Below are 23,759 nucleotides of genomic sequence, written 5' to 3'. Positions count from 1 at the left end.
GTTGATCGAAGGATTCGGCGGATGCCTCCCGATTGTACATCTCAATCGTTACGTTTTATTCATAAAACAATAAGGCAACTTATTGCACAAAGGAATAAAACAAGATGTAGACAATACGAGAAAGGGGCAGAGATGGTGCCCCAAAGATAAAACAAGCCGAGTTTATACGGCTTATTATGCATTTATCCCTGCCCCTCTTCATAGGAGGACATTGACATGTGCGGAATTGTAGGTTTTATTGGCAAGGAAAAAAGGGCAACGGAAGTGTTGCTCCACGGATTGGAAAAGTTAGAATATCGCGGCTATGATTCTGCCGGAATTGCTTTAATAAATGAGGACGAATTAAAGATAACGAAAGTAAAAGGCAGAATCTCTGCTTTAAAACAGGCGGCCGAAGGGGTTTCTCCAGCATCCGTTGGCATCGGACATACTCGTTGGGCGACCCATGGAGAGCCGAGCAAAGAAAATGCCCACCCCCATCAAAGTGCATCAGGAAGATTTGCCATTGTTCATAATGGGGTTATTGAAAACTACCAGCAATTAAAAGAAGAATATCTTGCTGATGTGCGGTTTGCTAGTGAGACGGATACAGAAGTAATTGTTCAGCTCATGGAAAAAATGTATGAAACGGTCCAAGATACAGAGGAAGCTTTCCGCAAATCAGTAAGGCTGTTAAAAGGGTCTTTTGCTATTGGCATGCTGGATCGGGAACGTCCAGAAACAATGTATGTGGCAAAAAATAAAAGCCCCCTTCTAATTGGCGTAGGGAAAGGCTTTAACGTTATTGCCAGCGATGCGATGGCAACGTTAAAAGAAACAGATCAGTACGTGGAAATTCATGATATGGAAATGGTGCTAGTAACAACTGATGAAGTGACGATTAAAAAATTTGACGGTACAACGGTTCAAAGATTACCGTATACAGCAAAAATCGATGCAAGTGACATTGAAAAAGGGACGTATCCTCACTATATGCTGAAAGAAATTGATGAACAGCCTATCGTTTTGCGGAAAATTATACAGGAGTACCAGGGGGAAAAGGGAGGTTTTGCAATCGATGCCTCCATACGGAAAGCAATGAAAAATGCAGACCGTATTTATATTGTTGCTGCAGGAACGAGCTTTCATGCCGGTTTAGCCGGAAAAGTATTATTGGAAAAATTGGCTAACATTCCTGTGGAAGTGCACGTTGCCAGTGAATTTTCCTACAACATGCCATTGTTATCAGAAAAACCGTTGTTTATTTTCATCTCCCAAAGCGGAGAAACGGCGGACAGCCGTGCAGTTCTAGTAAAAGTTAAAGAATTGGGGTATCCGGCATTAACGATTACGAATGTGCCCGGTTCCACCCTTTCTCGGGAAGCGGATTACACCCTACATTTACATGCCGGGCCGGAAATTGCCGTTGCTTCGACAAAAGCATACACCGCCCAAATTGCAGTACTTGCTATTTTAGCAGCAGATACGGCCAATGAAAAAGGCCGGAAACTGCCATTTGATATTATGCAGGAGCTGGCAATTGCAGCTAATGCAATGGATGTATTGACGGATCATAAGGAAGAAATGGAGAAGCTAGCTAAAAATTATTTGCATTCAGCGAGAAATGCCTTTTTTATCGGCCGGGGTTCCGACTACTACGTCTCCTTAGAAGGCGCATTGAAACTGAAAGAAATATCTTATATCCAAGCGGAAGGATTTGCTGGAGGAGAATTAAAACATGGGACGATTGCCCTTATTGAAAAGGGGACTCCGGTAATTGCCCTGGTTACCCAGGAACATGTAAATTATTCCATTCGCAGCAACGTACAGGAAGTGGTAGCCCGTGGTGCCAATGCGATGGTAATTAGTATGAAAGGGCTGGAACAGACGGCAGACAGTTTTGTCATACCAAAAGTGCAGCAATTGCTTACCCCGCTTATTAGCGTAATTCCACTGCAATTGTTGGCTTACTATGCAGCACTGTACCGGGGAAATGATGTCGATAAACCAAGGAATTTGGCTAAAAGTGTAACGGTAGAGTAAGGCATGTTTCTGTAAAAATACTTGAGAAAAAATCATTGAATCGGGAAACGCTTGATGGATGCGTTGCCCGATTTTTTTGTACAAACGTTTGGTTTAATTAAAAGGGCTCGTTAAGAAACTGCAGCTTATCATTGCTTTGGACAATCGTTTGTTTTAATGAAACGTTCGTTTAATAACAGGCAGGATTAATCGGATTTTAAAAATTTTTAAAATTTAGTAAAAAAGTAGGATGAAAAAATATAAATGATGAAATATATTTATGTTTGGTAAAAATTAAATGATGAAGGAGGTTTCTAGTAAAGAGAAGAAAAAACACAAAAATAGATATGAAATAAGAGGAGGTCTAGGATGGAGCTAACGCACGTACGCTTGCTCGCAGATAATTATAAGGAATGTTTTCTCTTTTATCGGGATGTATTAGGATTTGAAGTAACTTGGGGAAATGAAAACTCGAATTATGCTGATTTTAAATTTAATGGAGTTACATTAGGGTTATTTGAACGGAGGCAAATGGCAGAAGCGATAGGTGAAGAGTATTCGGCAAATATTGAAATGGCAGACCGGGCAGCTTTAATTTTTAAGGTGGATAACGTGGAAGAAGCATATCAGCAACTAAAAAACAAAGTGAAGTTTATTTCCAAACCGACGGAACAAAAGGACTGGATGATTAAAGTAGCCCATTTCCGGGATCCGGCCGGAACACTAATCGAAATTTACGAAAATCTGTAATGATAGGATTGGCAGATACGTTGCAGCCGTGAAAAGCTATAAGTTAAGTAAAAACGGTATCTGCCGCCTTTTTGCTAAGGGGAAATTCCGCATCTTAATCCCATGTTTCATCCAGTCTGTCCGCATAAAATGCAATGGCTTTTTTATAACTTAGAATTTTATTATCCTTTGTCGTATCTATTAAACATTTTAACAATAATTCCATTGCTTTGCGGTGCTCCTGCAAGTTGTACAAGGTCATGGAATAAAAGGTTTGAATTGCTCGATTGTTCGGGAATAACTCCGTTCCTTTTTGAAATACAGACTTGGATTTTTCGTATTCCCCTAAAGCCCGGTAGGAACTCCCTAATCCTAATATTGCTTCCTGCATTTCTTTGGACGGAAGCCCCAAATGGATAGCCATTTCATAAAAGGGAACTGCTTTTCTCTCTTCCCCTAATAGATCAAAGCTGCAGGCGTATTGATAATTGATTATTGGATTATCCGGGAATTTCTGCACCAGTTTGGCTAAAAGCTCATTAGATTCTTTAAGCTTCCCGTCTTTCCGCAAGTCAATAGCTCTGTCAAAATCCTTCTCCAATCTTTTTCCCCCTTGCCTCACTTATTTCAAATGTTGTCAGTAAAAATGCACTTTAGCTACTGATTACACATTCTAACTCGAATGTATTATAAGACAGATCAAAAGTAAACGGCAATGGCTATGTTCTTAGTTAGGAGGTACCAAAAATGAAAGGAAACAGAGTTTATTTGCGGCCGGTTCAGAAAGAAGATATGAAAAGTTTTTATCAAGCGACGCTAGATGATGAAATTATGTATATGACAGGAACAAAAAATGCTTTTACCCTAGAACAATTATATGAACATTTCGAACGCATTACAAAAGATGACACAAGGTTTGATTTTTCCATTTGCTTAATCGATGGTGACGAATTAATTGGTGATTTGTCTATTTTGGATATTGATAAAGAAAACAATAAAGCGGGGTTCCGCATCGCGCTTCATCATAAAAAATATTTTAATAAAGGATACGGCACAGAAGCGGTACAACTGGCCCTTTCCTTTGCCTTTGAAAAATTACGTTTAAACAGATTACAGCTTGAAGTTTATTCCCATAATTTGCGGGGAATAAAATCGTATGAAAAAGCCGGTTTTAAAAAAGAAGGTGTCATTAGAGAATCCCTTTATCTAAATAATCAATTTTCAGATGAAATAATAATGGGGATATTGCAAAGGGAATATTTGGAAAGAAAAAAAGCAAAGTAATAATTTGATTATAGTCTATGTTTTAGAGATTGGCTGGCTAATGGTTAAATAAAGCCAGTCTTTTTTTGCAAAAAAAATGAATTCCCTGTTTAGTAAAAAATAGTTTATAAATAAATGTGAAAGTTTTGGATATTTATAGACATATTGACGAATTTTGTCGAATTTTGTATATTGGTGTTGCTCGCTGATATAGAACACATCAAAGGGGGAAATTAATTTCAATAAATTGTAAGCGTTTTAAAGAGGGGGAGTTCTAACTTTATAGAGTCAAACATAAAACATGGGGGTATTTATTATGTTAGACATCTTGAATAAGATTAACGCATTTCTCTGGGGAGCACCCAGCTTGATATTGCTGTTTGGAACAGGAATCTTTTTAACTATTATTTTAAAGGGACTTCAATTCAAAAAGTTAGGATATGCTTTTAAACTAGCATTTACGAAAGACAAGGAAGACGCGGATGCAGAAGGGGATGTCAGCAACTTTAAAGCATTGATGACATCGCTGGCCGGAATGATTGGTAATGGGAATATTGCCGGGGTAGCTACCGGGATAACACTAGGAGGTCCAGGAGCTATCTTCTGGATGTGGATTGCCGGACTGCTTGGAATGGCAACCAAATATGCCGAGGCTCTTCTTGCTCAAGTATATCGTGTGAAAAATGAAAAAGGCGAGTATTCCAGCGGGCCAATGTATTATATTGAGCGTGGATTAGGGAAAAACTGGAAGCCGTTAGGAGCCGCATTTGCTATTTTTGCTGCCATTGCTGCTCTTGGAACGGGGAATGGTGTGCAGTCAAATACGATTGCAGATGTGATGAGCAACAGTTTCCACGTTCCAGGCTGGATAACCGGAATACTTCTTGTCATTCTGACGGGATTAATTATATTTGGCGGTATAAAACGGATTAGTAATGTAGCTGGATTTTTTGTTCCAATTATGGCGATATTGTATATCGGCGGATCATTAATCATTATCTTTTTAAATATCGATCAGATTATTCCAGCCTTTGGTTTGATTTTTGAGCATGCCTTTACTCCTGTTTCTGCTGCAGGCGGTTTTGTAGGTGTTACAGTAAGTCAAGCCATTCAGCATGGGGTTTCAAAAGGGATTTTCTCCAACGAAGCCGGGCTTGGTACAGTTGCCTTAATTGCAGGTAACGCAAAAACAAGCCATCCGGTTAAGCAAGGACTTGTTGCAATGACAGGTACGTTTATTGTGACAATTATTGTATGTACGATGACAGGACTGGTTCTAATTTTCACCGGTTTCTGGGATCCATCAGGTGGGCTGCTATCCGGTGTTACACATGATGCAAGTCTTGACGGCGGTGCGCTAACGAGCGCAGCTTTTGCTTCGACCCTTGGAGTTGTTGGTGAATATATTGTTTCTCTATCCGTTATTTTCTTCGGATTCTCTACCATTTTTGGCTGGTATGTTTACGGATCAAAATGTTTTGAATATCTGTTCGGATTAAAATATATTTCTATTTATGGAGTTCTTTACCTTGCTGCAACCTATCTTGGTGCCGTCTTGGACTTAAAGCTAATGTGGGCTGTAGCAGATATGACGAACGCACTGATGATCATACCGAACTTAATTGGTATCCTGTTATTATACAAAGTTATTAAACGGGAAACAGAAAACTTCTTCGCCAATCCGATAGAAAAGCGGCAGCGGGCAGCATAATATGTTAGGTTGTTTGCAAAAATAGACCCAACGGGATTGTTGGGTCTATTTTTATATAAAATATAAAATAAATAAAGTATTTAGGATGTGGTGTATTTGGAAAAAGACCAAAAGATATATTCTTTAGAACCAATTATAGGCAAAGATGCAAGAGTATTCATCTTAGGATCCATGCCCGGAAAAAAGTCATTATTAAAAAAACAGTATTATGGAAATGATAGGAATCACTTCTGGAAAATTATTTTTACGATTTTGGGTCTGGAAATTCCAAATGAATATTCTAACAAAGTCGAACTGTTAAAAGAACATCATATTGCTTTATGGGATGTGATTTATGAATGCGTCAGAGAAGGAAGCCTTGATTCCAAAATAAAAGATGAAGAGCCGAATGATATCTCAAGCTTCCTTCAGAATCACCCGACAATAAAGCTAATCGTTTTTAACGGAAATAAAGCCTTTGAAGTTTTCAAGAAACATATCGGCCTAAATACGTTATCAGAGGTTGACTATAAGAAATTGCCTTCTACCAGTCCGACACCGGGAAGAAACGTTAAATCGCTGGAGGAGAAAATAAAAGAATGGCGTATTATTGAGAAATACCTTTATTCTTAAACGGCGGCTTCCGATAACATTCCGGCCAATTCATTAAATATCCAATCGTCTTACTCATTTTTTGGTCTCAAAAAAAGGGCTTTGTCCCTTGCATCAGATAAATTTAATAATGGATATTCATTGGTAATCAGCTGGAAGACCTCTTCAATTATTTTCTCCATTTCATTGATGCCATCTCTTGGATGTCCGAGCAAAATAGAGGAAAGGCGCTGATATGCGTCTTTTGGTATTTTAGTCATTGTTTCTAAAGAGCGCCTTTGCCATTTGAAAGCCGGATGATGCACGTATTGGCGGTTTAAGCCAAACAGGATTGCCATCAAGTTTGTTTGGACAGACACGATGACGCTATAGAGCATAAGCCAGTCTTGTCTTTCGAGCAAGGCATCTCTGTTATTCCAGCGGTTGCCAAAATCGATGTGTTTCTTTATCATTGCTATACTCAATTCTTTTGGATAGTCCTTTACTTTATTTTTCAATTCCGTTAATAAGTTAATTCCGTACAACGGAATTCCATCATGCACTGCTGCAGCAAGACATTGCTTATCAAAATCTATATCAAAATCGACGACTACCGCATTTAAAATTTTTTTTATCGTTGAAGTCAAAAAGCTGCTTATTTCGAATTTAACCCCGTGAGCCACGTATGTTTCCGACCATTCCTCATCTTCAAATGGATGAAAATCTATAATTTTCCCTTTTACAGTCTGAATCGGATTCTTTCTGTCCTCATTAGTCGGCGGTTCTTTCCAAAATAGGAACAGCTCGATATCAGAATGCTCATCATTCCATTTTCGGGAAACCGAACCGCCTAGAAGTACCGCTTCAATTTTAGAATTTTGAGCATAGACTTCAGATACCTTTTCGGCTAATAATTTCAAATCCATCAAACCCCTCCAGTTTTATAATAACTATGCAGAGATAAATATCGAATATAATAATAATTGGTGCTTAATTGAATAGCAACCTATTAGAGGACCGTAGATAACTCTTTTTGACTTATGCATAAGTGGTGAACAAGAAAAAGATGAAATCATTGAAATTTTAACACTCTATGCCAGAATAAAGTTAGAGTATTGCTATAGGAATTGGGGGGAGAAAGATGAATATCGGTTTAATTGGGGCGGGTGCCATTGCAAATTTCTTGCTGGAAGAATTAAATGGCGATGAAAAGGAAGATTTGTGTATTCGCAGTATTTTTGTACGCAATAAGGAAAAATACCGTCCGCTCGAATCAAAATATGATGTAACCTTGTTTACGGATCTACAATCTTTTCTTCAATCAGAGATGGATATAGTAGTGGAAGCAGCAAATGTGGAAGCGGCAAAAACATTGCTGCCGGCAGTTATTAAAAAAAAGGATGCCGTGCTAATTAGTATAGGAGCCTTGGCAGACGCAGAATTGCTGGCAGAAGTAACGGAACTTGCAATGAGGCACGGGCATACGTTGCATCTCCCTTCAGGTGCAATAGGCGGATTAGACTTATTGCAAAATGCCAATATTGGCAGTGTGAGCAGTGTTTCCTTGACTACACGAAAACCGGCAGGCTCACTAATTGCGGAAGACATCGATGAAGCGAAAGTTGTGTTTGAAGGGAATGCAGCTGATGCGATTAAGCAGTTTCCAAAAAATATCAACGTTTCTATCATCTTGTCACTGGCAGGTATCGGGGCAGAAAGAACAAAGGTAAAGATTGTTGCTGATCCCCACACTGATAAAAATATCCACCAGGTGGAAATGACGGGGGATTTTGGAGAAGCGGTGTTTACCATTACGAATAATCCGTTTCCTGATAACCCGAAGACAAGCTATTTGGCAGCGATGAGTATTTTAGGAACATTGAAAAGAATGAATCGGAAAGTAAGAGTTGGCGGATAATCGCCAAAAATGACAGAAAATGAAACTGCTTTTACAACATTATAGTCCATCTATAGCAGGAAAAGTCAATTTTATTTCTATGAATTCGGACAGAAAAATTATCTTCATTTAATTATTGTTTGTCCATCATCACCCTTGGTATCAGCAACAGCGGTCCAAGGGTTTTTCTCTATACGTACCTTTATTTTGCCATGTTATTCCAATATTTCCACATGTTATTCATTTATCTGTGCTGAAAATATTATCATCTATCATAATAGAATTTAGATTTTGAGAAGGCGGGGGTGACTCGCTTGTTGACTTTAAACGGCATTTATAAAAACTACGGAAAGAAGACGGTATTGTCCAATATTTCTTTACAAGTTTCAAAAGGGATCTGTCTCGGGCTAGTCGGGCCGAATGGAGCAGGCAAATCAACATTGATAAAAATTATAGCTTCCATTATCCAAGATTACAGGGGGGAGCTGCGTTTTTCTGATTCTGTCCGCATCGGTTACGTTCCTCAAGATATTTCTTTGGAGGAGACGGTTTCCGCCAAGGATAATTTGCAATTTTTTGGCAGGCTTTACGGACTGTCAGGAAAAGCATTAAAAGAACGAATTTCAGAAGTGTTAAAGGAAATCGGTCTGGAGAAAAGGGAAAAAGATAAAGTGCAGACTTTTTCCGGAGGGATGAAGCGCCGTTTGAATATCGGGTGTGCAATTTTACATGAGCCGGACTTAATTATTATGGACGAACCGACAGTCGGCATTGATCCCCAGTCCCGACAGCATATATTTCAAATGGTGGATAGGTTTAGAGAAGCCGGCAAGACGATTATTTATGCAAGCCATTATATGGAAGAAATAGAACGGTTATGTGATGAGGCAGCTTTCATCGATCATGGAAAAATAGTAGAAAATGGTACCATCCAGCAGATCTTGCAAAAACATGCTGTTCCTTCCATTTTTGTAAAGGGCGGAAATGCGTTGCCAGATAAAATAAATGAGTTTGGTTCGGTAGCTGCAAAAAATGGCGGCTACATCGTGCAAACAAATCGTCCGCTGGATGCAATGGAGTTTGTTCTTCAGTTTTATAAAGAAAAGAATGACCAATTAGAGCGTTTAGAACTTGTCCAGCCGATATTAGAAGATGTTTTCTTTTCCTTAACTGGAAAAGAGCTGAGGGATTAAAAGGGAGGAAAAAGGATGAATGCAGTCATTCAATTGGAATTGAAAAAAATTTGCAAGATCGGGGAATTTGGTTTTGGGCAATCATTTTGCCGATTATCTTTACTGTCCTATTTATTTCCGTATTTACTTCCGGATTAAATGAAACAGAAAGCAGGCAAGTTATTCTGTCCATCGTTCCGGGATACACGGTCATGTTTGTTTTCTTTATTATGATTTCCATGGCAGAGTCATTATTAAAGGATCAGAAAATCGGCATGGTAGCAAGAATTGCAAGCACGCCGCTTTCTAATCATTTCTATTTGCTGGGCAAGTGGATTCCTTATATGTATATTGTTTTTATACAGATAGTTATTTTGCTATTATTCGGAAAAGCAGTCTATGATGTTCCGATGGAGCAGCCGTTGCTATTAATGATGCTGGCAATATTCCTCACCTTCATGGTAACGGGAATCGGTCTGGCACTGTCCGTCATGGTGAAAACAACAAATATGGGAATTGCCCTGACACAGGTAATTGCTCTGGGGGGAGCCTTGCTCGGCGGTTTGTGGGTGCCGGTTGACATGATGCCGGAGTTTTTGCAGGCCGTAAGCCGCTTTATGCCGCAATACTGGGCTCATCAGGGATTTCAGGATGCGATGGCTGGTACATTAAAAATGGCTGACTTTATGAAAGTTTCACTGGTACTTCTCGGCATTGGCGTTGCAGGATTTATTCTCGCACTTCTTCGTCCAAAACAGTAAATGATCAAGTGTTTGCCGGCACACTAAACGTAGAAGGTTTGCTTGAAGTTGAAGTAACAAAATTAGTTAAAGATACAACCATTTCCAAAATTATTCAGCTTGTAGAGGAAGCACAGACAGAACGGGCACCGGCCCAATCATTTATTGATAAATTTGCGCAATACTACACTCCTATCATCATGGGAATTGCCGTGCTCGTTGCAATTATTCCCCCACTAATTTTCCATGGAACCTGGGAAACATGGGTTTATCAAGGTTTGGCTGTTCTTGTTGTCGGCTGTCCTTGTGCTTTAGTTATTTCCACTCCGATTTCCATTGTTTCGGCCATTGGAAATGCAGCGAAAAAAGGAGTCCTTATTAAAGGCGGAATATATTTAGAAGAATTGGGCCGTGTAAACGTAATTGCCTTTGATAAAACAGGTACCTTAACGAAAGGTGTGCCTGCGGTAACGGATTTTAAAGTGATGGATTCAAATAAAAATGAAAAAGAAATTCTAGCTGTCATTGCCGCATTAGAAAGCAGAACCAAGCATCCCCTTGCGTCAGCAATTGTGAAAAAGGCAGAAGAAGAGAACATTCCATATACGGATATTATTGTTGAAGATTTCTCTTCTATCACAGGAAAAGGAATCAAAGGAACAGTGAACGGAATAACGTATTATATTGGAAATCCGAAGCTGTTCAAAGAAATAACGGATGTGGACGATAATTTGGAGCAGCCGGTGACAGCATTGCAAAATGATGGAAAAACCGTCATGGTGTTTGGAACGGAGAAAGAAGTGCTGGCTTTAATTGCTGTTGCCGATAAGGTGCGGGAATCGAGCAAAAATGTTATACAAAAATTATTTCAGCTTGGAATTAAAAAGACAGTGATGCTGACAGGGGACAATAAATCAACGGCCGAGAAAATTGGAAGTCAGATGGGCGTAGCCGAAATTCAAGCGGAATTGATGCCGCAAAATAAATTAGATTATATCCGACAATTAAGGTCTAAATATGGAAAGGTTGCTATGGTAGGGGACGGCATCAACGATGCTCCTGCACTAGCTGCTTCTACTGTAGGCATTGCCATGGGGAGAGGCGGATCGGATACGGCCATTGAAACAGCTGATATTGCGTTAATGGGGGATGACCTAGGTAAACTGCCGTTTGCGATCCGATTGAGCCGTAAATCCTTCCGTATTATTAAAGCAAATATTGCTTTTTCGATTGGCATTAAATTATTTGCTTTACTTCTTGTTATTCCGGGATGGTTAACCCTTTGGGTTGCCATTCTTTCCGATACAGGAGCTACCCTGTTAGTTGCTTTAAACAGTTTGCGGCTTTTAAAAGTTAAAGAATAACAATGGTTTGAATTGTAACTGCGTTTAAGGGTATTAATCCACAATTATCCTGTCATAAGAGAGCACGAAATCGCAGGAATACGAAAAAGGGTGCTGCTATACTGAAAACTGAAAAGAGGGTTGCAAATGGAGAAGCTTCAAAAATTGCTGGACAGTATTGAATATATTGAGAGCAATTTAGATAAAAATCTCGAGATTGAAGAAATTGCGAAGGTTGCCTGCATGTCTAAATTTCACTTTCAGCGGATGTTTAGCATGCTGACAGGCTACACGGTCAGTGAATATATCCGAAACCGGCGGATTACTGTTGCAGCTCAAGAACTCGTTCATTCAAAGGCCAAAGTAATTGATGTTGCATTGAAATATGGATATGAAAGTCCGGAAGCTTTTACGAAAGCATTTCGCAAGATTCATGGTGTCAGCCCTTCCGCCGCGAAGAAAAACAGCCAATCGTTGAAAGCATACCCGAAACTCTCTTTTCAAATTCAGTTAAAGGGTGATGTGGAAATGGATTATAAGATTGTAGAGAAAGAAGCATTTACAGTTATTGGGAAAAGCATTCGGACAACGACGATCGGAGGAGAGAACCATCGGCAGATTGCTGCTTTCTGGGATGAATCGAACAAGAATGGTTTTACAGCCGAGCTTGCGAAAAGTTGCGGACCTCTTGGACTAATCGGAATATGTCTCGACTTTGATAAGAAACTTGAAAACTTCTCATATCTCATCGGTGCAGAAAAAACGATGGAACAATTTCCGCATGATTGGGAAGAGCGGACGATTCCTGCTGCAACATGGGCGGTCTTCCCGGTTCACGGCGCCATGCCTCATGCAATGCCAAAGGTCTGGAACCGAATATTCTCGGAATGGTTTCCGGCTACGGGATATGAACATTCCGGCGGCCCGGATATGGAAGTCTATGTCAGTGAAGATGATCCTTCTTCAGACGATTATTATAGTGAAATATGGGTGCCGATTAAAACAAAGGAATAAGATTTCAGTTGTGAATGATGGGAAAAACGGGGGACATATCACAAACGAAATGATATGTCCTTTTTTCCTAATACATTACAGCCCTTTTTGTCTTCGGACGGTAACAGATTCCCCGGCAATGCCCCAGTTATCTGTATCTACTTCATCGATTACTACTACTGTTGTATTCGGATTTTTCCCTAAAACATCAACGAGCAATTGGGTTGCTCCCTTTATGAGTTCCGCCTTCTTTTCAGGTGTTACATTTTCCTTCGTAATTTTAATATTAACATATGGCATATAATCCCCTCCGTTATTTAAATTGATATTCATCATGTATAAACTATCGTATAATATTTCATGGTTAAGGTACAGAAAATTAAGATTTTAACATCAGTTTGTTAAGGAAAAGGGAAATAGTAACTTTTAACCAAAAGCAATATGTGATCTATCGGCTTCGCAATAGATATGTAATTTAGTTCTTGTGAGATGCATGCTGTCATACCAAAAAATTTCGGTATAGAATAAATCTATATGTATATAATGATTTTCAAATCTTTGGAGGTGTGGGCATGTCTAATAAACTGATCGTTAAAGATGAGGTTCTAATCGAAGCGAGTCCTCCGGAAATTTGGGAAGTACTTACGCTTCCAAAATATGTCTCCCAATGGGATGAACTCCCGGAAGACTATCCTGACCATCCAATGACGGAGGGGAGTGAAGTTGTTTGGAATCATCCAAATAGCGGAAGGACGATTACAAAGATTATTAAAGCAATGGAACCGAAAGAATTGAAAATTGCTCTATACTCTTCCACTTGGGAAGAGAAAGTGAATGAAGGGGATATCAGCTACATATATAAGCTGGAAAACCGAAACGGCAGCACATTATTAAAAATTGAAATCGGTGACTTCTCTTTACTTGCTGACGGGCAAAAATACTATGATGCTTCCGCAGAATTTGCTGCCGAATCCAAACATATTATTAAAAAGTTAGCGGAAAATTTATAGGGAATTTTTGATTGAGCTGACATATCTTTTGGCTATATCGGATTATGAAATTTCTTACACAGAGACAACAACGTAACTAAACCAAAGGAATTGGGGAAGATAATGGGAAAGAAAAGGAATGGCTGGAAAGCCCCGATATTGTTATTGATTTCCATTGGTATTTCAAGCATCGGAAATTTCATCTATTTAGTTGCTATTAATATAATCGTATATCGTCTTACAGGATCGGCCGCTGCTGTTGCCGGGCTTTGGATTGTCGGGCCGCTGACAAATATTTTTACAAAGTTTTGGACCGGAAGCTTTATTGACTATCGGAGCAAGCGGCAAGTGATGGTGACGACGTATCTTATCCGGGCGTTGTTTATCGGTTTTATTCCCTTTGCTCCTAACATTGCAGTAATTTATGCTATCCTGATCATCTTGAACGCCGCCAATGCCTTTTTTACCCCTGCGTCCGTAACCTATATGACGATGCTCGTGCCTAAAGAGAAAAGGAAGCGGTTTAACGCGTTCCGTTCTTTCGCCGATTCCGGTGCATTTATTGTCGGACCGGCGGTTGGCGGCGCGCTTATGATATGGACCTCTGTTGAAATTGTACTATGGATTAACGTACTATTCTTTATAATTCCGGCACTCTTGTTTTTATTTCTCCCCGAGATGGAAACGATTGAGAAAGAGCGTATCCCAAAATTAACGATTTCCCAAGTGCTTTATGACTTTACTATCGTTATAAAATTTATGTCAGACAGTCGATACGTATCAAGTATATATATTGCCTATATTCTCCTTATTATCTTTACCTTTGCGATGGATGCACAAGAAGTGGTATTTACTCAGCAAGTAGTCGGTCTAACGGAATTGGAGTACAGTTTGTTAATCAGTATTACGGGGATTGGTTCTGTCGCTGGCGCAGCTTTATTATCTATCGTTTCCAATCGAATACCGCTGAAAAAGATGATCGCATCTGGTTTAATCATGATGACCGTGGGGTATGTGATTTATGCATTTTCCTGGTCATTTGCCTCAGTAGCGGCCGGATTTATTATTTTGGGCTTCTTCCATGTGTTTTTTAACGCAGGAATGATGACTTTCTATCAAAATAATATACCGACAGAAATCATGGGAAGAGTTACTAGTATCTATCAGTTTATTCAAAGTGCGTTGCAAATATTGTTTGTACTCGCTGTGGGCATAATGGCCGATTATTTTTCCTTGCGGATAACGATTGTAACGTTGGCTCTTGTCATGTTATTCTTGTCTATAGTCTTTGCCGCATCGGTAATGAGACGGGATAAGGAAATCTATTTTAAGGAAGTCGTATAAAAAATATAGAAAATGAAAGGGGTTTATAAAGTGGCAAAAAACGGCCAAATACTGTCACATGAACAGCAGGCAGAATTACTCCAAATATTGAAAGGGCGGTTTGAAAACAATATGCACCGTCATGAGGGACTGGATTGGGAGAAGGTCCAGTCTAAACTTGAAGCAAATCCAGAAAAGCTGCGGACGCTCCATGCAATGGAAGAGACTCTCGGTGAACCGGACGTCATCGGTTATGACGAAAAAACCGACGAGTTCATTTTTTGTGACTGTTCAAAGGAAAGTCCTAAAGGCCGTAGAAGCTTATGTTATGACCGGGAGGCATGGGAAAAGAGGAAAAAACATAAACCGGAAAATAATGTGCTGGATGTGGCAGCAGAAATAGGGATTGAACTGCTAACGGAAGAACAATATAGGGATTTGCAGAAATTGGAACATTTTGATACAAAAACGTCCTCCTGGATTAAAACTCCCGCAGATATTAGAGAACGGGGCGGTGCTTTGTTCTGTGATTATCGTTATGGACACGTATTTGTCTATCATAATGGGGCAGATTCATACTATGGTTCCAGAGGGTTCCGCGGAATATTAAGGGTATGATTGCTTTGAAATTCAGTGCTGCCGCAAATATAAAGCGATCGGTGTTCCGTCGCTTTTTATACAGGGGAAATTATTTCTTTCCTTGCTGAAATAGAGCTATTGATTTATAACCTTTGGATAAAATGTCTATCATTTGTTCTCTCCGTTTCGTTCGTGCGGAGAAAATATATCGGGACCAATCTTTTTTATCTTGGTGTTAAATTCTTAAAAAACAGGAGTTGTTCCGGGTAATCAGCTAACAATTTCTCGATTTCAGCTTATTTTACCGTAAAAGAGAATCGTTCCATGCGACAGCTTAAAGTGATGGTAAAAGTTTACATATATAAGGGTAAGCGGAAATGTCGATTGTGGCACCTTCTAATGAAGAAATCGGAAGGAAAGGCCAGTCGTGGAGGACTTGCAGGGGCAAGCTCGAAAAAGTAAGCCATTGTTATAAAAAACAATGGCTTTTCTGTGGAAAGGAAAATATTATTGTTGGTCGGGTTACATATTCACAGCGTCTGGTGGTGCAATCATCGGCTTAGGTTCCAGGTCATCCCCGGGATGTGCCAATATTGTTGCAGGTCCACTTACAGTTAAACTTAAACCTAAGACAAGGATAAATCCTATGATAAACTTCTTCAATTTATTTCCCCCCTTTCCGAATTACTTACATTTATTGCTAATTTATACATGGAGCTAGCTCTTTTATAGTTATTAAAGGATTCGTATATTTTTCCGAAAAGCTGACAATAGCGGTATACTAGGTTCCAATATTTAATGGATAAAAAATAGCTGATACTGGACTTTTGTATTGCTATCACTTGATCAACGGTTAAGTTCTCGTCCAAGAGTACGGAATAAATTTCAAATTGAATGAGATATTCCTTCGGAGTATGATCTGAAATGGAACTTTTCGCCGTTTCCAGCCATTCTTTTGCCAATTCTAATTCATCCAAATAATAATAACAGCGGATAAGATTTAATAGGGTGACATACATTTCCTCTTTTTCCGTATAGTTTATTGCTTGCAAGTAATAATGGACAGCGGCCAAATAGTTTTCCTGATATTCAAAGCAATTACCTAAATTATTATTAATCAGTTTTAAATAGTAATTGTGTACTTTAGGCGGCAAATAGTTTAAAAGCTTTTTCGCTAACATTAATGTCTTTTCTGCTTCTTCCCATTTTTTCATATTGCTGAGGCACGTCCCGATAATAATATGACAGTTGATTGCCCGCTTCAAATCATAATTATCTTTAAAGATGGCCAGTCCCTGATTCGCATAATAGTTAGCCTTTTCAAACAAATAGAGGTTTTTATAGCAAAGGGATAGATTATAATAAAAGACGCCCAGTTCAGTATCACTTCCAAGGGATTCATATCCTTTCAAAGATAATAATTCCTTGGCTGCTTCGACTGCTTTAGAATATTCCTTTTTCCTTAAATAATATAGCAATGAAACATTGGTATAGAGAAAGAAATTTCTTGTTAAGCCCTTTTCCATCACTTGTAGCAAATTTTTAAGCTTTTGTTCAACGGTACTGAGCTCATCTTTCATCAGAAGATACCTGCAATGGACGATTTCGAATTTGATATACATTTCATCGCTGACAATCTGTGATAATTCTTTAAGTTCCTCGATGATTTCGTTTGACGTCGCATTTTCTAAAATCGCTTTATACCATTGTTCAATCCGTTCATCTGTCTCACTGCTCATTTTTAATATGTATTCAAAATCTATTTCCAGTCGTTCGAACAGCAGCTTGTATATCTCTTTGTCTGCTACTAAACGGTTATTTTCTATTCTACTTAAATAAGATGGAGTACATATTCCTTCGCATAATTGTTCTTGTTTAATATTTTTCTCAAGTCTTTTTAACTTTAGGATACTTCCTAACTTATTCAAGCAATCTTCCCCCTTATCTATGAAAAGGCAATGCTAGTGTTAGTGTTTTAATTATAACAAATATTTTGATATTTTTTAATTGCGTAATTCAGTGGTGGAAATCCCATCTGAGCGGGCCTTTATTTCATCAAGTTGTGAAACTATCGTTAATAGAAAGTTTCAATAAGGTTTAGTCAGAAATTACTTTAAGTTAAAATGTTTAAATAGTAGATATAATACTAGTTTGGGTGTGATTAGTTTGAATACAAATGTCTATCTTGTCCGGCATGCCCATTCGATATATCCTCCAGACGAAGCGGGGCGGCCATTATCAAAAGAAGGAATTTCTGCGGCAAAAGAAGTTGCTTCTATCCTGCAGAAGGAAAACATGTAAACATAGTACGACATGTCCAATCAGTGCGAGGGCTTTTAAGCAATATCAATTATTCCTCGAAAATATTGCAGACGAAGAAATAGCCGGCTTTGTTGTAAAGGTAAGAGAAACGAGAGATGTATCCAATCAAATCGAAGCTGTTACGGGAGTAAAACATGAATCGCCGCAAATTATTCTTCTGATGGACAAAGAAGTGTTTTGGATACCGCCGAAAACATTAACAATGCAGTACATAATTTGACAGATACATCTTCTCAGTAATAGTTACTTGCCCAATTCCGCCCGGTCAAGAATATCCTGAATTACAGCTGTTTTTGCATCTGCATAGTGCTGGACGTGCCTCCAAACCCGCTGAGCGAGCCGGCGCTTCGTTTCCGCATATTTGTCCCGGTCCTTTTTGTTTTTTCGCAGCCAGTCACGGAAGCGAAGCATTCGGGTTATTTCTTCTGCATCTTTGCTGAAAACGTGCAAGTTAATATCCGTATTTGGTCCTTTAAATAAGCGGTGTTCATACCAATCTGGTTCGCGGATACGCAAAGTGTAGCCTGCTTCCTCTAAAAAAGGCACGTAAGCTGATTCATCCGCTGAATTCTCGACAACGAGCAACATATCGATGATCGGCTTGGCACAAAGCCCTGGAACAGAAGTAGAACCGACATGCTCCAACTGTAAAACTTTGTCTCCAAGCACGGAACGAACTTTCTGCGCTTCTGCTTCGTACAACTTAGGCCAGTTTGAATTGTATTCTTCTAACGTAATTGGAGCGTTGTGCGGTTTCCTTTCTCCTACTGTAATCTTTTTTAACTGCTCTTCTTTCCTCCATTCAAAAGGATAATCTTTCGATGCCATACCCATTTCCCTCCCGGCTATTACTATTTTTAAAATTTGGAAAACAAGATAAAGAATATTTTTGATATTTCCACATAGGTTGTCTAATAAAATTATATAAATAATATTCATTCACTGAAACAAGTATATTCAAGGAGTTTTGGAACAGAAGGGGAAAGTATAATGGAAGCTTGGATAACTGGCGTGATAGAGCAATTTGGATATATTGGCGTTTTTCTTTTAATTATGATTGAAAATATTTTTCCTCCTATCCCATCGGAAGTAATTCTAACGTTAGGGGGATTCATGACATCCTATACCTCTTTAACTATTTTTGGGGTTATAATCACCTCTACACTTGGATCGGTGGCAGGGGCAATCGTTCTTTACGGAGTCGGACGTTTAATCGATTTTTATAGAATCGAATGGTTTGTGGAAAAGTGGGGGCATTTTTTAAGATTAACGAAGCAAGATACCTATAAAGCCAATGATTGGTTTACAACATATGGGGTTTGGACTGTATTTTTATGTCGATTTATTCCTCTTATCCGCAGTTTAATTTCTTTGCCAGCAGGGATGGCCCATATGAATATGGGAATATTTCTCATTATGACTGTACTGGGAACGTTCGTATGGAATGGTGTGCTTGTCATCATTGGTGCAGCAGTAGGGGAATCATGGGAAACAATCGTTAAGTATATGGATATTTATTCAAATATAGTCTATGTGCTGTTGGCGGTATTGTTAATTGCATTCATTACACTGTTTATTCTTAAGCGATTTAAATAGCGGATACGGGAAATAAAGATGGGGGACATTTTTATAATGATGCGCATAACTTCTTACGGGGCGAGGGATCTTCAATTTGTATCATTTACCCGGAGCAAAAAAAAGACTGGTGAAACAACATTAATGCTATAAATATTGTACATCTTAGCTTTTCCCTTTTTTTCATCCATCGTCTAGAAATTTTGATTATGAATAATCTTGGGGAAAGGACGTGAATCCAATGTCTTTAATCACCATTATTTTTGTGTTGCTGATTGGATTGCTGCTCTTTATTGTCGGCATCCTTCGCAAAAAAAGAATTTTAATATTAGTATCGGCGATTCCGTTTGCCATATCCGGCTGGCAGCTTATTATCCTTTTGTTAATGGGATGACATACTTAGAATGCAAGAGGAAGGACATAATGATTTGCTGTACATATTTCATTTTGGCATATGCATCCAACATAGGAGTGATGTCATGATTGAAAAAATACATGTTATTAGAGCAAATGTATATTTATTTGTCTTTTAAGTAAACAAACGTTTGATTATACTTTGTGCATTATGTTTCCTCATTGGAACTGTTCGTAATTTTTCTTCGCTTTCTATACCGGATGTTTATTCCCCATTATGCAAGGACTCCCAATATTATCCTTATGACCGAAAAGTACTTACTTAAATAAAGCAGCAATATATAATATAATAGCATTTGTAAATAAATACGTAATCAAGAGCCTTGTACAATTTAATCCGATTATTTCTATAAATGATCTGGGGATTTAATTATTCCACAGAACGGAATGATGGTTGGTCGAGACTCAATAGTGGGACTTTTTGAATGATTAGGGTATGATTTAAGAGACTAGAATTATATGAAGAAAATTATGAGCCTATTGAATAAATACATGAAGCAGAAGTGGTCAATTAGAGCGGAAGCTAGAGTCTTTCCTCCTTAATGCTAGAATTTCCTTCGAACAATTGATTATATCTGCTGTGAATTTTACCTGCTATTGCTAAACCGAAAGGGGAAGAGAAATGAAGATTGTTGCATTATCCGGCTCCAGAGTCGGTTCCAAAACGAGAACAGCGATGAACTATACTGTCAAAACGTTAACAGAGAAATACCCGCAAGTTGAAGTGGCGTTTATTGATTTGGCAGATTACGACGTTCAATTTAGTGACGGACGGAATTATTTAGAATATGAAGGAGATACGAAATATGTAGCGGAGACGATCATGAATGCGGACGGAATTATTATTGGCACACCGATATTTCAAGCATCTATTCCGGCTACGCTGAAAAATGTTTTCGATCTTCTCCCGGAGAAGGCATTTCAGGATAAAGTTGTCAGCATGCTCGTTACCGCCGGTTCGCCTAAGCACTTTTTAATTATTGAGCAGCAGCTGAAGCCGATTTTATCCTATATGAAAGCACAAATTGTCCAATCCTATGTATTTATAGAAGAAAAAGACTTTTACCGTAAAGAAATCGTCAATGATGATGTGCTATTCCGGATTGACCGGTTAGTAGAAGATACAATCATATTATTGGAAACCTATACTTCCATTCGGAAACAAAGAGAAGCAGAATACGATTTTTAGCGGGAGGACAGGGCAACTTATTCACTAATTAACGTTGATATTTAAAGGCCATATCTTTTTGATGGTCTTTTTTTATTTGCCAAAAAGGCTCAGAATGGCTAGAGATTTCAGATACATACAGGAAAAAGCTTTAGTAATGACGGCGGGGGGATATGTCAAGGTCGGTATTCTGTTGCAGGCTGTCATGATGTTCATTATTCCGATCTTTTTTCCGCTGTAATGTAAAAACACGTAAGCCCGGTTTATTAGCGGTTGGGAAAGCGGCAGTTTGGCCAGCTTAGGCCTTGTGAGGAAAACAAACTAATAAAAAAGAGCTTGGGTGATTCCAAGCTCGTTCTATATTTTATAATCTAATTTAATGATTCCTGCTTCCTTTGCCGAATAAAGGGCAACGACGGTTAGCGGTCCGATAATAAGTCCGATGACACCAAAGAAAGATAGGCCTAGCCAAAGTCCGATTAAAGTTGGCAGTGCAGGTAAACCGATCTGATCTCCCATTACTTTAGGCTCCACTGTTCTGCGTATCGTTAATAGGATTCCTGCAAGAATTAATAATTGAACCCCCATGTCCATGTCACCGGTAATTAATTCGAATAATGCCCAAGGCGCTAATATAACAATCGATCCGATAAAAGGAACAAAGTCGATAAACCAAATAATCAGCGCCATTAATAATGCGTTTTCCGGTGTAATGAGAAGCAATCCGACATAGCTCACTATAAAAATAATGACACTGACAAAAAATTGAGCTTTAAAAAATCCGGTAAAGAATTTCGTTGAACGCTGGAGCATGTATCGAACCTTTTCCGAGTTCTCTTTCTCAAACAGGTTATAAAACCCTTCTTTATATTTAGGCAGATCCATGCTGATAAGAAAGAGAGAAATTAAATAGATGATAATGATAATAATGGTATTTGGTATCGCCTGAGCAAAACTAGCAAGCAACGGAATAGCTTTTTGCGTCAGTTCGGTAGCCCAAACGACGAGATTTTGCATTTGTTTTTCTAATTCTTCAATAAATACAGGAGGCAAGTTTGCTGCTGTTTTATTGAAATTTAATATTAAACCTTCAAAAAAGTTATTTATCTCAGAGATATATTGAGGAATCTTTTCCACAAAGCGGATGGTTTGATTAATCAGCCGGGTAATAATTAAATAACCGCTAACTGCCAGAAAAATAATAAACATGACAAAGACAATAACGACTGCAGGGAATCGTTTTTTGAATTTCAAATACTTTTTTGTCAGACGAACTACCGGTTCTAATATTAAAGCAGTAAAAAATGCTAAAATAAAGGGCATAAAGGCCGAAGAATAGTAATATAAAAGCACACCGGAAATGATGAGAATTGCTCCGATGATTAGCCGTTTCGTTGTGAAATGTTTTTTCAAAGGAATCTCCTTCCGTAACCATCCTAATTACTTTATATGTCTATTATATGATGAAAATAGCAAAACTTCATATAAAGGAATAGGAATTTTAAGGAAAATTAAATATTCTAATCATTGCTGGCGGAAGATAGTTTTGCTAGGTAAATTTTTTATAGAGTTTTTTCGTATATTTGGCAAACACGGAACGATGATTTAGTTTTCTATCTTTGACAAAGCGGAGGTATTCTTCTTTTATTGTCGGGTCTTCGGTTATTTTTCCGTCCGTTGCATAGTTTAATAAATCTTTCATTTTTATCTCTTCTTTTTTGGCATCATCTGGAATATAGCCGGCATGCTTGAGGATTTTATAAGCTCTGCGAACTTCCGGGGAAAGGCCTTGTAATTCCTCTCTTAAATTCAGTGGTTTCCCCATTCCCGGCAAGTTATCAAATTCGCCATTTTCGATTGCTTCCTTAATTTTTTCCTCCACGATGAAATACATAAAAACACTCCTTAAGCGGAACAACTGTGTTACCACATTTGTTCCATAATACGTATTATCTTGTAAAGCTGTTCATTGACAGGAGTTGGGATGTTATATTTTTTTCCAAGTTCACACACTTTCCCGGCAAAAAATTCCACTTCTGTCTTGCGTTTCGCTTCCACGTCTTGCAGCATCGATGTTTTGCCGTTAGGGGATAAAGCCTGCAAAATCGGCCGATAGTGGAGGATATCCTTTTCCGTTAAATTTATGCCAGCTTTTTTGGAAATTTCTACAACTTCATACATGGCAGATTCCATCCATTGCTGCAGTTCCGGAATTTGCTGAAAATGCTTATAAGGCGCTTTTAAGACAGCGGATGTCTGGTTGACACCAACATTAAACATAAACTTTGCCCAAATCGCATGCCAGACATCCTCTGGCACTTCGTAAGGAACTCCAGCTTCATCAAACAACTGTTTTACAGCAATGACATCATCAGATATGCTTTTATCCTTTTCTCCGAATACGATTTTTCCAAGACTGGAATAGGTAATGTTATGCCCTTGTCTTACAGCATCGATTCCTACGCACAAACTGTATAGAACATGTGCATTTCCTGTCTGATTAATGATTTCTTCTTCGCTGGAAATACCGTTTAATAAAGAGAGGATGATTGTATCCTTTCCAATGTGATGTTTCATATCTTTTATCGCTTGCTGCAATTCAGCGTTTTTCGTTGCAAAGATGACAAGATCTCGCGGTGCCGTTTCTTCGTCCGGAGTCATAAAGGAAAATTCAGCACGTTCTCCGTTAATCGTAATTCCATTTCTATTATAACGGTCAATTCGTTCTTTGCTGGCGACGACCGTAAAGGAGTCACCTAGAAGCTGCTGCAGTTTTCTCCCATAGGCTGCTCCAATCGCACCTAGGCCTATAAGGGAGACGGTTTGAATCTTCATATTATCCCCCCTTCAATGTTTTTCGTATTGTCAAAAGTTTTTAGTAAAAAACTATTAGTATTGCCTATTTTATGCGTTTTTATACAAAAAAACTTGCCACCCCCTTAAATCTAGGTTATTAATGAGGTTACCACA

General features: G+C 38.6%; 26 protein-coding genes and 1 pseudogene. 18 read left to right on the top strand and 9 right to left on the bottom strand.

Features of this window, described 5'->3' with window-relative positions:
• Positions 1-216 precede the first annotated feature (216 nt).
• Both glmS and IEV18_RS08110 read left to right on the top strand, forming a co-directional pair.
• Entirely contained in the window at positions 217-2,022 is a 1,806-nt protein-coding gene (gene glmS / locus IEV18_RS08115) for a glutamine--fructose-6-phosphate transaminase (isomerizing) (RefSeq protein ID WP_188391888.1), read from the top strand.
• Positions 2,023-2,370: 348 nt separating this feature from the next.
• Positions 2,371-2,751 (top strand): VOC family protein, encoded by a 381-nt coding sequence (locus tag IEV18_RS08110; protein WP_188391887.1) that lies wholly within the window; start codon positions 2,371-2,373, stop codon positions 2,749-2,751.
• Between the two features lie 94 nt (positions 2,752-2,845).
• Here IEV18_RS08110 and IEV18_RS08105 read toward each other — a convergent pair whose 3' ends face one another.
• A complete protein-coding gene (locus tag IEV18_RS08105; RefSeq protein WP_188391886.1) occupies positions 2,846-3,331 on the bottom strand; it encodes a tetratricopeptide repeat protein in 486 nt (161 codons plus the stop codon).
• A 146-nt stretch (positions 3,332-3,477) separates the two neighbouring features.
• On the opposite strand from IEV18_RS08105, the gene IEV18_RS08100 reads away from it, so the two are divergent.
• From IEV18_RS08100 to IEV18_RS08090, 3 genes are all read left to right on the top strand, one after another.
• On the top strand, positions 3,478-4,014 hold the full coding sequence (locus IEV18_RS08100) for a GNAT family N-acetyltransferase (protein ID WP_188391885.1): 537 nt from the start codon (positions 3,478-3,480) through the stop codon (positions 4,012-4,014).
• 295 nt (positions 4,015-4,309) lie between these two features.
• The gene (locus tag IEV18_RS08095) at positions 4,310-5,704 is read left to right on the top strand and encodes an alanine/glycine:cation symporter family protein (protein WP_188391884.1); all 1,395 of its coding nucleotides are present in this window, start codon (positions 4,310-4,312) and stop codon (positions 5,702-5,704) included.
• Between the two features lie 96 nt (positions 5,705-5,800).
• On the top strand, positions 5,801-6,316 hold the full coding sequence (locus IEV18_RS08090) for a DNA-deoxyinosine glycosylase (protein ID WP_229733596.1): 516 nt from the start codon (positions 5,801-5,803) through the stop codon (positions 6,314-6,316).
• A gap of 50 nt (positions 6,317-6,366) precedes the next feature.
• On the opposite strand, the gene IEV18_RS08085 is transcribed toward IEV18_RS08090, so the two are convergent.
• Positions 6,367-7,200 carry a DUF4037 domain-containing protein gene (locus IEV18_RS08085; RefSeq protein WP_188391883.1) on the bottom strand — a complete coding sequence of 278 codons (834 nt, stop codon included), beginning with the start codon at positions 7,198-7,200 and terminating at the stop codon, positions 6,367-6,369.
• A gap of 215 nt (positions 7,201-7,415) precedes the next feature.
• Here IEV18_RS08085 and nadX point away from each other — a divergent pair, with 215 nt between their 5' ends.
• From nadX to IEV18_RS08060, 5 genes and pseudogenes are all read left to right on the top strand, one after another.
• Positions 7,416-8,192 carry an aspartate dehydrogenase gene (gene nadX / locus IEV18_RS08080; protein ID WP_188391882.1) on the top strand — a complete coding sequence of 259 codons (777 nt, stop codon included), beginning with the start codon at positions 7,416-7,418 and terminating at the stop codon, positions 8,190-8,192.
• A 293-nt stretch (positions 8,193-8,485) separates the two neighbouring features.
• The gene (locus IEV18_RS08075) at positions 8,486-9,364 is read left to right on the top strand and encodes an ABC transporter ATP-binding protein (protein WP_188391905.1); all 879 of its coding nucleotides are present in this window, start codon (positions 8,486-8,488) and stop codon (positions 9,362-9,364) included.
• Between the two features lie 50 nt (positions 9,365-9,414).
• The gene (locus IEV18_RS08070; RefSeq protein WP_229733595.1) at positions 9,415-10,104 is read left to right on the top strand and encodes an ABC transporter permease; all 690 of its coding nucleotides are present in this window, start codon (positions 9,415-9,417) and stop codon (positions 10,102-10,104) included.
• Positions 10,095-11,447: pseudogene (locus IEV18_RS08065) on the top strand (heavy metal translocating P-type ATPase); the annotation flags it as partial. The gene IEV18_RS08070 and the pseudogene IEV18_RS08065, both read left to right, overlap by 10 nt.
• Before the next feature lie 126 nt (positions 11,448-11,573).
• On the top strand, positions 11,574-12,440 hold the full coding sequence (locus IEV18_RS08060; RefSeq protein ID WP_188391881.1) for an AraC family transcriptional regulator: 867 nt from the start codon (positions 11,574-11,576) through the stop codon (positions 12,438-12,440).
• Positions 12,441-12,515: 75 nt separating this feature from the next.
• Here the strand turns inward: IEV18_RS08060 and IEV18_RS08055 are convergent, their stop codons facing one another.
• Entirely contained in the window at positions 12,516-12,719 is a 204-nt protein-coding gene (locus IEV18_RS08055) for a 2-hydroxymuconate tautomerase family protein (RefSeq protein WP_188391880.1), read from the bottom strand.
• Between the two features lie 272 nt (positions 12,720-12,991).
• On the opposite strand from IEV18_RS08055, the gene IEV18_RS08050 reads away from it, so the two are divergent.
• From IEV18_RS08050 to IEV18_RS08040, 3 genes are all read left to right on the top strand, one after another.
• Positions 12,992-13,429 carry an SRPBCC domain-containing protein gene (locus tag IEV18_RS08050; protein ID WP_188391879.1) on the top strand — a complete coding sequence of 146 codons (438 nt, stop codon included), beginning with the start codon at positions 12,992-12,994 and terminating at the stop codon, positions 13,427-13,429.
• 102 nt (positions 13,430-13,531) lie between these two features.
• The gene (locus tag IEV18_RS08045; protein WP_188391878.1) at positions 13,532-14,752 is read left to right on the top strand and encodes an MFS transporter; all 1,221 of its coding nucleotides are present in this window, start codon (positions 13,532-13,534) and stop codon (positions 14,750-14,752) included.
• A gap of 30 nt (positions 14,753-14,782) precedes the next feature.
• Positions 14,783-15,349 (top strand): DUF4256 domain-containing protein, encoded by a 567-nt coding sequence (locus tag IEV18_RS08040; RefSeq protein WP_188391877.1) that lies wholly within the window; start codon positions 14,783-14,785, stop codon positions 15,347-15,349.
• Positions 15,350-15,832: 483 nt separating this feature from the next.
• On the opposite strand, the gene IEV18_RS08035 is transcribed toward IEV18_RS08040, so the two are convergent.
• Together IEV18_RS08035 and IEV18_RS08030 are read right to left on the bottom strand one after the other, a co-directional pair.
• The gene (locus tag IEV18_RS08035) at positions 15,833-15,973 is read right to left on the bottom strand and encodes a hypothetical protein (protein WP_188391876.1); all 141 of its coding nucleotides are present in this window, start codon (positions 15,971-15,973) and stop codon (positions 15,833-15,835) included.
• Positions 15,970-17,238: a helix-turn-helix domain-containing protein gene (locus IEV18_RS08030; protein ID WP_188391875.1), complete on the bottom strand. Its 1,269-nt coding sequence runs from the start codon at positions 17,236-17,238 to the stop codon at positions 15,970-15,972. Before IEV18_RS08030 ends, IEV18_RS08035 begins: the two co-directional genes overlap by 4 nt.
• A 248-nt stretch (positions 17,239-17,486) precedes the next feature.
• Here IEV18_RS08030 and IEV18_RS08025 point away from each other — a divergent pair, with 248 nt between their 5' ends.
• Entirely contained in the window at positions 17,487-17,852 is a 366-nt protein-coding gene (locus IEV18_RS08025; protein WP_229733594.1) for a monothiol bacilliredoxin BrxC family protein, read from the top strand.
• Positions 17,853-17,875: 23 nt separating this feature from the next.
• Here IEV18_RS08025 and IEV18_RS08020 read toward each other — a convergent pair whose 3' ends face one another.
• Positions 17,876-18,460: a GrpB family protein gene (locus IEV18_RS08020; RefSeq protein WP_188391874.1), complete on the bottom strand. Its 585-nt coding sequence runs from the start codon at positions 18,458-18,460 to the stop codon at positions 17,876-17,878.
• A 162-nt stretch (positions 18,461-18,622) separates the two neighbouring features.
• On the opposite strand from IEV18_RS08020, the gene IEV18_RS08015 reads away from it, so the two are divergent.
• The 4 genes from IEV18_RS08015 to IEV18_RS17445 all read left to right on the top strand — a co-directional run bounded on the left by IEV18_RS08015 (position 18,623) and on the right by IEV18_RS17445 (position 21,030).
• Positions 18,623-19,228 (top strand): DedA family protein, encoded by a 606-nt coding sequence (locus IEV18_RS08015; RefSeq protein WP_188391873.1) that lies wholly within the window; start codon positions 18,623-18,625, stop codon positions 19,226-19,228.
• Positions 19,229-19,439: 211 nt separating this feature from the next.
• On the top strand, positions 19,440-19,601 hold the full coding sequence (locus IEV18_RS08010; RefSeq protein WP_188391909.1) for a hypothetical protein: 162 nt from the start codon (positions 19,440-19,442) through the stop codon (positions 19,599-19,601).
• Positions 19,602-20,243: 642 nt separating this feature from the next.
• A complete protein-coding gene (locus IEV18_RS08005) occupies positions 20,244-20,810 on the top strand; it encodes an NADPH-dependent FMN reductase (RefSeq protein ID WP_188391872.1) in 567 nt (188 codons plus the stop codon).
• Positions 20,811-20,904: 94 nt separating this feature from the next.
• Positions 20,905-21,030, top strand: a complete 126-nt coding sequence (locus IEV18_RS17445) for a hypothetical protein (protein WP_268235418.1) — start codon at positions 20,905-20,907, stop codon at positions 21,028-21,030.
• A gap of 116 nt (positions 21,031-21,146) precedes the next feature.
• On the opposite strand, the gene ytvI is transcribed toward IEV18_RS17445, so the two are convergent.
• From ytvI to IEV18_RS07990, 3 genes are all read right to left on the bottom strand, one after another.
• Complete coding sequence (gene ytvI / locus IEV18_RS08000) at positions 21,147-22,202, bottom strand: sporulation integral membrane protein YtvI (protein WP_188391871.1); 1,056 nt, start codon at positions 22,200-22,202, stop codon at positions 21,147-21,149.
• A 136-nt stretch (positions 22,203-22,338) separates the two neighbouring features.
• Entirely contained in the window at positions 22,339-22,683 is a 345-nt protein-coding gene (locus tag IEV18_RS07995) for a DnaJ family domain-containing protein (protein ID WP_188391870.1), read from the bottom strand.
• 29 nt (positions 22,684-22,712) lie between these two features.
• The gene (locus tag IEV18_RS07990; RefSeq protein WP_188391869.1) at positions 22,713-23,624 is read right to left on the bottom strand and encodes a ketopantoate reductase family protein; all 912 of its coding nucleotides are present in this window, start codon (positions 23,622-23,624) and stop codon (positions 22,713-22,715) included.
• Positions 23,625-23,759: the final 135 nt, after the last annotated feature.

The sequence above is a fragment of the Compostibacillus humi genome (assembly GCF_014637175.1).
GTDB lineage: Bacteria > Bacillota > Bacilli > Bacillales > Amphibacillaceae > Oceanobacillus > Oceanobacillus humi.
Note: the sequence above shows the minus strand (reverse complement) of the source record. Positions and strands in the feature narration are given on the sequence as shown.